Below are 9,657 nucleotides of genomic sequence, written 5' to 3'. Positions count from 1 at the left end.
GGAGGCAGAGATCGTCAATGCTGACAGAATCTGATTTATATTGAATGGCACCCAGAACCTTGTCTGATCTGATAACTCCATAAGGAACAAGAAAATCCGGTAAGATTCTCTTTGTATATTGCTTTTCAAGTCTTCTAGCGGACTCGCAAATTATGACGATAATCCGTATCCGTTTATTTTCCCCGGTTTCCGGATCTCTATAGCTCCGAGATGGGTAGGCATGTACAGTGAGGGGGTGGATTGTATTGCATAACAAACATGGTTTTAATTTAAATTCCTGAATACGTGCTGCCCGGAAATCTTGAAGTGAGTAGATAAATGCTGTACCATATTCTCAGTTTTATTTTGTAGAAGATGCTCGGGTTCTATTGGCGTAGAGAGCATCTTCTTTTTTTTTCTGTCAACGACAGGAACTTCATAAAGTCTTCAAATAATACTTCATCCTGTCAAGTTTGTGAATAATCCGGAAACGTCAGCTGGCGGGGAACACCATAATGAGATGGTCAGATCCTTATGATTTTGATCAAACATGTAAACACCGATGGGAAGCCTTTTAATAAGATTTGAGAAAAAGAGAACACGGCTTTTTAATTTTCTTCTACCCAATTCAATTTCTGTATTGTTATGAATAATGAGAATACATTGATCAATATTTCCTTCAGGTCCATACTCTGGAATTACAGTAATATCAAAGAATGAAATCTGTCCGAGATAGTAAAAACTGTAGTTACTTCGTACAAGTTCTCCCGTTTCCAGACAATTATTAACGGCATCTTTTAACGGATGAAGATCATCAATGAACAAATCCTCAATACTGATTCCTTTCAATTCAACTATATTAGAGTTATACAATAGGTTGAGTGATTTAAATGACTGATTTGAGTAAACTAGTCTCTTCTTACTATTGATGACTGCAATTTGGTTATGAATATTATCAAGTATTTTTACATATGAAATACTCATGGGACTACTTCCTTATCTTTAATTGTAATCATATGCAGATGATAATCAATTTAATAGGAAATTTTTGATCAATATTGTCTGCTCACAAAGGAGCAGATAATATTGAACACATTGAATATATAAATATTTGTTAATCCGTATGTGCCGGAGAGAACAAATCATTCTCTCTATAAAACAACCACTCAATATCTTCTGGTCTGTCAGTGCTCACAAATTCTTTTCTCATCCGGATTTCATTTTTACCATTTAATGAAAAATAGTATCGAACCCCATGGACTTCTTCTGATACTAATTCACCTAATATTTGTTGGCATTTCAGATTCAATTCTGATTTATAACCCTTAATATTGACAACTAGAAGTCCTTCTCTCTTCATTATTGAAAGAGAATCATAATCCCCAGAATCAGACCAATAAATATAAGTCCCTTCAAATAAAGTATTAGAAGGGTAGGCATGAAGGTTTGTGATAGAGACTAAAAATAAGAACAATAACGATTTCAAGGGGCACCTTTCCAATTTAATAATCTGTTATTTATAAATGGGATTACTATCTTTGTTGAATATAAGATCCAAGTAGACAGAAATCAGTTTTTAAACAGTGAATCTTAATACGTTTATATTCGGATTACAAGGTGCTGAGATAATCAAATCCTCCAGCAACAATCAAAATGATTACTCCTGAAATAACTGCCTTCAAATTTGAAAAAGAGGGTGGATGACAAGGATAAACAGAGCCGATGGGGAAAAACAGGAAGCTATTAAGATCTCCGAAGGAGAACGGATCTAGTTGGAGAACGAAGCAATGGGAAAGGTAATGGCTATACTGAAAGTAGCCACAGCCGCGGGGATCGATGAGATATCCAGGGTTGTAGATCAGCCGGGAGGTAAGGAGGTGGTTTTCACCGGAATATCCAGCGTATCGTCTGTTTTGAAAAGTATCTTGAATTTTACAAAAGATCCAACTGTATAATATATGCTGTCAACCTGGTAAATAATTATTGACCGGGTTGATTTTTTAGGGGGAGGTAGGGTTTATCCAACCTGTATCCTGATGGAGTACGAAGAATACAAAGAATTGCTTGATTATGGAAATATGCTATTCAACCTCTATTTTAAGATCAAAAATAGCTTTACCTGAGAAGAATCTGATTATGGGTTTATTTTCACCTTTTTTAAGTGCAAGTAATTTAACAGCATTTGGATTATCCAATCGCTCAATTTCAATCTTTGATGAATTTTGCTCTGAAATTACTGCATATTCTATGTCATTTGGTAATATTTTCTCAGTAATCGTGTCGTATTTTGTACTCATATTTTTATATTTCAGTCTTTGATATAATAGATGAATGCGGATTTCACACATCGCATTCTTTTTTATTATCAATGTATGATCGCCGTTTTTCTCATTCACATCTATAAATGAAACTGAATCAATTGTCAGCTTTAATGAAGTCGCGATGGTTGAGTAATCCACAACATTTACTAATATAGTATCACTCAATTCTTCTTTTCCCTGTCTATTTAATCTTTCCTCTTTTGTAAGTTCAAAATTTCTCTTATCTGCCTGTATCTTTATAGAATGTAAACCAGGTACTAAACCTATGACTCGACGACAGTTGTAAGGGTCACACTGGGGATGGTGAGGTTTATATTCACCAGACTCTCGGGTAATCTTCAAAGGTTTTTCAGGGGTAATAGTAAATGTGTAAGAAAATCGAGAGGAATATATTTTCTCTCCTGAATCCTTCTCAGTTTTAGTCATCGTAGGATTGATAAGCTCATTTTTTTTATTATATACATGTATGAGAAATGCATTCTCAGGTAATTTCAATTCAGGTCCCATCATGCCTGTACCAAGCCAAATATCTTCTTCAACATAGTTTACTGGAATCGTAAGACATTTGGGTATTACTTCTATGAACGATGGAATATCATCTCCACTATTCCCTGTTCTTTCAACAGGTTTTCTATCTGCTGCTAATATAGGATTTCTATTTGAACATACTATTTCTGGATTTTCTGAAACAGTATGTGAATAGCCACCAGATATTATTATTACTTTTTCCATAAACACTCCAAATTATAGTTATAAAGGAATCATCTGTTCAATATTAAAAATATTATATCACATGGATTATGGACACATTATTTAAAATAATAATGATTAAATATGGATTAAAATCCCTTGATTGACACTATAAATACCAATATTTTATGGCATCCAAATTGTTACTAATCTTGATGGTCTCTTCCGGGAGCTGGGGATTTTACATCAGGCCAGATTCCTTTTACAGGAACAGGATTGCCTCTAATCCAGTATGTCTCTAATATTGCAGCTTGAATAAAAAAGGCAGTAATTAATACTTATGACTCCAGAGCAGGTTGTGAAGGGCTCTCAATATCTCACAATTTCTCTCTCTTTTTACTGTATGTAAATTACTTATACAACTACATTATTGATACTATAATAATTAATAAAACTGCTACAGTTTTTATTGTGAGTGGAAACTTAACGCAATGGGAAAACTTGCCGATAATTGAAAAGGAGGTTCTGAATGAAGGCTAATGCTGATTTTCCTACTATCAATGAAAAAAAAGCTGAAGGGATAAGTCCCGGGGGCGTACCTTATAAAGTTCTGGTAGTTGATGATTCCATGTTTGTCCGTAAACAGATCAGTCAGATTTTAACATCTGAAGGATTTAAAGTTATAGATCAGGCTGAGAATGGTGTAGAGGGGATTGAGAAATATAAAGAACATTCTCCAGGTATCGATCTGGTTACCCTTGATATTACAATGCCCAAGATGGACGGTGTTACAGCACTTGAGCATATCATGGCTTTTGATCCTGATGCCAAGATTATTATGATCAGTGCACTGGGTAAACAGGATCTTGTAAAGAAAGCACTTCTTGCGGGTGCAAAAAATTATATTGTAAAACCTCTGGATAGAAAAAAAGTACTAGAGAGGATTACAGCAGTTCTGGACTGAGGGAACTCTACAGTTAATTCCCCGGGAGATAAATCCCTCCTGGAGGGATAAGAGTTCTTTTACAGTCGTTCCAGGATGATTGTTGTAGTCAGGATTGAGACAGTTTCCAGGCATAAAAGGATTAAGGACATAGTCCTGACAGCCCTGCAGAAGTTCTGATAATTCATCCAGCATATCAATGTTTATATAATCTGAATGTACAGTTGTCCTGTATTGAGAAGGGATTTTCGACTCATTGATCAGTTTCATACTGCGCTTTATTATACTTTCAGCATCTGAGCAGAATGAAAAAGATGTGTAGTTGGATGGTATGGATTTTAGATCCATAGCAATAAAATCAGGCTTGTTCTCAGAATCAATCAGGGATTCCAGTCTTTCAGGAAGCATCCCGTTTGTATCAAGCTTTACGGATAGTCCCAATTTATTGTGGAACAATGCAATCAGATCGGATATTCCTTCATGTAAAAGCGGCTCCCCACCGGATATTACTACCCCTCCCAGGAGGGGAGCCCTGTTTTTTACAAAATCAATCACATCATCCCTGTTCAGCAGCTCTTCAGTCTTTCCCAGGGCAAGGTCAGAATTATGACAATAAGAACATCTCATATTGCATCCAGGAAGAAACAGAACAGTTGCAACTTTTCCCGGATAGTCTATAAGTGACGTCTTCTGAAGACCGATTGAATGGGGTAGATTCATTTAATCAGGCTGAAACAGATTCTAGTTTAAACAGATCAATAACATCACCGGGATGTCCAGTTCTAAATATTTCTTCTCCCTTTGAAGATCTGAAGATTACAGTAGGAGCTGCAAATACAAGATCTTCTGAGGCTGCTTCCATACCAGTTTCCATATCAACATTAATCTCTTCACCATCAAGGGAGAGCTGGTTCAGAACGTCTTTCATGGCAGGACAATTTGGACAGCTTGTACGATAGAAATAACTGTATCTGCTGATTTTCTTTGAGTTAATTGATGTAATGTCATTGATAATCTTATCAGTAACGGGAGAGAGCTCTTCAACAAGAACTTCTGTCTCCTTCTCAATTTTAGAGAAGGGGACTCTCTCTTTATACTCTTCTTTTTTACCGATGTTCCAGTTTTTTACTGATCTGTAATATCCGACAATTCTGGCATAAACCTCAGTAGTGGAACCTTCCACATGATTCAGGTCATCCTTCAATTTGGATATCTCCTGATCGATCTTAACAGCTCTGCTTTCTTTCATTTCTTCTCTCCCGCCAGTAATTCGGTTTTTTCAATTTCAAGTTCTTTGATTTTTGCCTTTATTCTCTGCTCTTCTTCTTCTTTACAGATAGGGCAGCTGAATTGTTCACCGCTTAGATAGCCATGGACTTTACAGATTGAGAAAGTCGGTGAAATCGTAAAATAGGGAAGCCGGTAATTTTGAGCTATTGTTTTTACAAGTTCCCGGCAGGCTTTCCAGTCATGGATGGATTCACCGAGAAATCCGTGAAATACAGTACCGCCGGTATACAGGGTTTGAAGATCATCCTGAAGATCCAGGGCTTCAAAAATATCCTGAGAATAATCAACAGGCAGCTGTGTTGAGTTGGTGTAGTAGGGATTGTCTGCTGTTCCGGATGCAATAATGTTGGGAAAATGTTTTTTATCGTGTCTTGCCAGTCTGTAGCTGGTACTTTCGGCAGGTGTTGCTTCGAGATTAAAAAGATCACCTGTTTTTTCCTGATAGTCAGAGAGTCTCTGTCTCATATGATTTAAAATTTCTGCGGCAAAACTATGAGCATCTTTATCTGTGATATTTTTTCCCATAAAGTTAAGAAGACATTCATTCATTCCAACAAGACCTATTGTTGAAAAATGGTTATTAAGATGAGAAAGATAGCGTTTTGTATAGGGAAAGAGACCTGCATCAAGCAGTCTGTTTACAACTTTTCTTTTTACAAGGAGTGAATCTCTTGCAAGATCCATCATCCGGTTAAGCTGCTCATAAAAGTTAGATCTGCTTGCATTCTGGAAGCCGATACGGGCCATATTGATGGTAACTACACCGATAGAACCTGTAAATTCATCTGAACCGAAGAGACCGCCGCCTCTTTTTCTCAGTTCTCTCTTATCCAGTTGAAGACGGCAGCACATAGAGCGTACATCTTCGGGATTCAGATCTGAATTGACAAAATTCTGAAAGTAGGGTGTTCCATATCGGGAAGTCATCTCAAAAAGCAGATGAGCATTTTCACTGTCCCAGTCAAAGTCTTTGGTCACATTGTAGGTCGGTATGGGGTAGGCAAAACCACGTCCGTTTGCATCTCCCTCGATCATAAGCTCTATAAAAGCCTTATTGATAAGCTGCATCTCATCGATGCAGTCACCGTAGCAGAAATCAAGTTCTTCTCCTCCTACAATTGCCTTTCTTTCCTTAAGGTCTGCAGGTACTGTCCAGTCCAGAGTTATATTGGTAAATGGGGCCTGGCTACCCCAGCGGGAGGGAGTATTGACACCAAAGATAAAGCTCTGAATGCACTGTTTTACAGTTTTATAGTCCAGGTTATCGGCTTTGACAAAGGGAGCAAGATAGGTATCAAAGCTGGACAGAGCCTGAGCTCCGGCCCACTCATTCTGCATAATGCCCAGAAAGTTGACAATTTGAAATATAAGAGTTGAAAGATGGCTTGCGGGTTTTGAAGTTATTTTTTCACTGACACCGCCAAGTCCTTCTGTAATAAGCTGTCTGATAGACCATCCGGCACAGTATCCACTGAACATGGACAGATCATGAATATGCATGGCTCCGCTGCGGTGGGCATCGGCTACATCTTTTGAATAGATATTTTTAAGCCAGTAGTTTGCTGTTATTGTTCCGGAGTTGTGGAGTATAAGTCCACCGAGAGAAAAATTGACATTGGCGTTTTCATTTACTCTCCAGTCTGACTGAGAGAGATAGCCGTCCATTGTATCATTGATATCCAGCATAAGTTTACGGGTATCTCTGATTGCCTCATGCCGGGCTCTGTACAGGATGTAAGCCCTGGCAATATCAACTTCATTACTCTCAATGAGAACTTTCTCAACAATATCCTGAATTTCTTCGACTGCAGGAGCAGAATTGGGATGACGATCGGACATAAAAACAATCAGATTGGCTTCTACATGCTTTGTCAGCTTGTCTGTTAATTCATTCTCTTTGCCGTTGACAGCTTCTACGGCTTTGGCAACTGCTTCTCGAATCAGAGATCTGTTGTAAGGAACAACTCTGCCGTCCCTTTTTACAACCCTCTGGATTACAGTTTCTACAGCAGTTTTATTCTGGGTTTCATCACCCAGGAATACCCGCCAGTCATTTTTCAGCTCCATTTTTCCCCTCCCAAGGAATAATCTTTGTTGTCCACCAATCGTTTCATATGTTTTTCAGTGTATCGATTATATTTACAAATTCTTCCACATTCTCAAAATGTCTATACACCGAGGCAAAGCGCACATAGGCAACCTTGTCCAGGGCATAGAGTTGGGTCATAACCATTTCTCCCAGTTCTATTGACTTGATTTCATGGCTGGACTTACCTCTGAGATTGGCTTCATCTTCTATATCATGAAGAATACTGTCCACTTTCATCTGGGAAACCGGCCTTTTTTCTACGGCTCTCTGAATACCCCGTTCCATCTTCTTTACATCAAAGGGCTGGCGGGTATTATCTTTCTTGATAACCATTAAGGGTATTTCTTCAACTTTTTCATATGATGTGAAACGATAACCGCAGGAAGCACATTCTCTCCGTCTTCTGATGGATGTACCGCTTATGTTCTGCCGTGATTCTATCACTTTATCGTCCATGTTCTCACAGAGAGGACATTTCATTAATTATCTCCACTACACTATATATGGGGCGCCATATGATGTGTTGATTTTCGTAATTATCAATATAGCACACCAAATATAGCTTTACAAGTCAGAAAACAGTGATTCATTAAAAAGATTCTTAAATATTTATTATTGATGTTACACCCATGGTATGTATAATAATAGTTGTAAAAAGGAGTACTTTATGCCTTTCAAATTAACTAAGAATACAATCGAGGAATTTCACAAAGAAATATTAAATAAATACGAAAAACGACCTTTTCTCTACTTCGTAGATGATGAACCCATCACTTATGGAGAGTATGGAGTCAGAGTTGAAAAATTACGTCAGAAAATGGCGAATAGCGGACTTCTCAAGGCAGATGCTGTTATTCTGCTTGGTCCCGCTTCTCCCAACTGGGCTATTGCCTTTATGTCTATAATGTCTGCCGGTTTAGTCGTTGTTCCTGTTATGGAGGATTTCCCTGCAACTGATATGGATCATATAATTAAAGATTCCGGGGCGGCAGCAGCATTTATTGCTCCCTCATACAAAAAAAAGGAAGGATTCCCTTCATTAAAAGATATGCTTCTGTTTTCACTGGATGACCTTGAAGTTCTGGATAAGGGGAAAAAGATAAAGAACAGACCCGCTATAACTGCTTTCAGTGATGATAATGGATATGTCGATTATAAGGCTGATGAATATGGCTGTTATCCTGTAGAACCATCGGATGTAGCTGAACTTCTCTATACATCTGGTACAACAGGCCACTCTAAAGCTGTAATGCTGACACATAATAATCTGGTTACCAATCTGTATCTGGGAACAGACCTGATTGATGACTGTTTTGATGAACAGGGTATTCTGCTCTCCCTGCTGCCCATGGCTCACTCTTTCGGATCAACATCAGCATTTCTCTCCACCATGTATAAAGGTCCCAGAATCTGTTTTCTTAAAAGAAAGCCTACTCCTGAATACCTTCAGATTGTTTTTCAAAAAGTAAGACCCACAATCCTGGGAGGAGTGCCTCTGATATTTGAAAAGATTTTTCAGAAAAAAATTACTCCCCTGATTGAATCAAAAAAAGTTCTTAAATGGGCGATTGAACACTCTTCTCTGGCACGTAAAGGCTTTTACAGAGTTGCAGGCAAGGGGGTACTGGATTATTTCGGAGGAAAACTTAAATGTATTATTATCGGAGGCGCCAACTTCAGCACTCAGGTCGAGACCTTTATGGTTGAGGGGAAAATACCCTATGTTCTGGGTTACGGCCTAAGCGAAACATCACCTCTGATAACTTTTTCTTCATTGCAGGACGCCCGATTCGGTTCCGTAGGGAAGGCTGTCCTGGATACTGAACTGAGGATAACAAATCCTGACAGTGACGGCACGGGTGATATCGAAGTGAAAGGTCCCCAGATCATGAAGGGCTATTACAGACTTCCTGAAGAGACAGCGGCAGTATTTACTGACGACGGTTTCTTCAAAACGGGTGACAGGGGATTTGTAGACGACGATGGCTATCTGTTTATCAGGGGCCGGAGCAAAAATGTAATTATCGGGAGTTCGGGAGAAAATATCTATCCCGAAGTAATCGAAATCATACTGGCATCCTATTCTCTGGTTGAAGAATCCATTGTTTATCTGGATGATGATAAGCTCACGGCTCTTGTTTATCCGGATCAGGAAAATCTATCAGTTTATTCCTCAACAGAGGATCAGAATTTTCTGGATGAGATGGAGCAGATAAGAAAAGATCTGAATCAGAAACTTCCTGTCAGTTCAAGAATTGTTAATTTCAAATATAGAACAGAAGCTTTTGAAAAGACTCCTACAAAGAAGATTAAAAGAGGTCTCTATATAGAAGGTTACTGAAAAT

Annotated in this window: 11 protein-coding genes; 3 read left to right on the top strand and 8 right to left on the bottom strand. The window is 38.3% G+C overall.

All coding sequences use genetic code 11. The features are described 5' to 3' along the window. From DV872_RS27000 to DV872_RS17920, 3 genes are all read right to left on the bottom strand, one after another. Nucleotides 1-256, bottom strand: a 256-nt coding sequence (locus DV872_RS27000) for a hypothetical protein (RefSeq protein WP_216664412.1), incomplete at its 3' end; no start/stop codon positions are given. A 182-nt stretch (nt 257-438) separates the two neighbouring features. Then, on the bottom strand, nt 439-963 hold the full coding sequence (locus DV872_RS17925) for a hypothetical protein (RefSeq protein ID WP_114631327.1): 525 nt from the start codon (nt 961-963) through the stop codon (nt 439-441). A 130-nt stretch (nt 964-1,093) separates the two neighbouring features. Then, nucleotides 1,094-1,465 carry a hypothetical protein gene (locus DV872_RS17920; RefSeq protein ID WP_147283204.1) on the bottom strand — a complete coding sequence of 124 codons (372 nt, stop codon included), beginning with the start codon at nt 1,463-1,465 and terminating at the stop codon, nt 1,094-1,096. Between the two features lie 286 nt (nt 1,466-1,751). Between DV872_RS17920 and DV872_RS17915 the strand changes: the two genes are divergently transcribed. Further along, nucleotides 1,752-1,934: a hypothetical protein gene (locus tag DV872_RS17915; RefSeq protein WP_114631325.1), complete on the top strand. Its 183-nt coding sequence runs from the start codon at nt 1,752-1,754 to the stop codon at nt 1,932-1,934. 126 nt (nt 1,935-2,060) lie between these two features. Here the strand turns inward: DV872_RS17915 and DV872_RS17910 are convergent, their stop codons facing one another. Continuing rightward, entirely contained in the window at nt 2,061-3,032 is a 972-nt protein-coding gene (locus tag DV872_RS17910; RefSeq protein ID WP_114631324.1) for a hypothetical protein, read from the bottom strand. Between the two features lie 487 nt (nt 3,033-3,519). Here DV872_RS17910 and DV872_RS17905 point away from each other — a divergent pair, with 487 nt between their 5' ends. Beyond that, on the top strand, nt 3,520-3,954 hold the full coding sequence (locus tag DV872_RS17905) for a response regulator (protein ID WP_114631323.1): 435 nt from the start codon (nt 3,520-3,522) through the stop codon (nt 3,952-3,954). Here the strand turns inward: DV872_RS17905 and DV872_RS17900 are convergent. From DV872_RS17900 to nrdR, 4 genes are read right to left on the bottom strand one after another with little or no spacing between them, the layout of a single operon-like run. Further along, nucleotides 3,925-4,653, bottom strand: coding sequence for an anaerobic ribonucleoside-triphosphate reductase activating protein (locus tag DV872_RS17900; RefSeq protein WP_114631322.1), 729 nt, complete (start codon nt 4,651-4,653; stop codon nt 3,925-3,927). The two genes, DV872_RS17905 and DV872_RS17900, sit on opposite strands and share 30 nt — an antisense overlap. Nucleotides 4,654-4,657: 4 nt before the next feature. After that, nucleotides 4,658-5,182, bottom strand: coding sequence for a thioredoxin family protein (gene nrdD, locus DV872_RS17895; protein WP_114631321.1), 525 nt, complete (start codon nt 5,180-5,182; stop codon nt 4,658-4,660). Continuing rightward, nucleotides 5,179-7,290, bottom strand: coding sequence for a ribonucleoside triphosphate reductase (locus tag DV872_RS17890; protein WP_114631320.1), 2,112 nt, complete (start codon nt 7,288-7,290; stop codon nt 5,179-5,181). Before DV872_RS17890 ends, nrdD begins: the two co-directional genes overlap by 4 nt. A gap of 43 nt (nt 7,291-7,333) precedes the next feature. Next, nucleotides 7,334-7,792, bottom strand: coding sequence for a transcriptional regulator NrdR (nrdR, locus tag DV872_RS17885; RefSeq protein ID WP_114631319.1), 459 nt, complete (start codon nt 7,790-7,792; stop codon nt 7,334-7,336). Nucleotides 7,793-7,979: 187 nt separating this feature from the next. Between nrdR and DV872_RS17880 the strand changes: the two genes are divergently transcribed. After that, nucleotides 7,980-9,653 carry an AMP-binding protein gene (locus tag DV872_RS17880; protein ID WP_158547039.1) on the top strand — a complete coding sequence of 558 codons (1,674 nt, stop codon included), beginning with the start codon at nt 7,980-7,982 and terminating at the stop codon, nt 9,651-9,653. Nucleotides 9,654-9,657 lie beyond the last annotated feature (4 nt).

This window comes from Oceanispirochaeta sp. M1 (genome assembly GCF_003346715.1).
In the GTDB taxonomy this organism is placed as follows: domain Bacteria; phylum Spirochaetota; class Spirochaetia; order DSM-2461; family DSM-2461; genus Oceanispirochaeta.
Note: the sequence above shows the minus strand (reverse complement) of the source record. Positions and strands in the feature narration are given on the sequence as shown.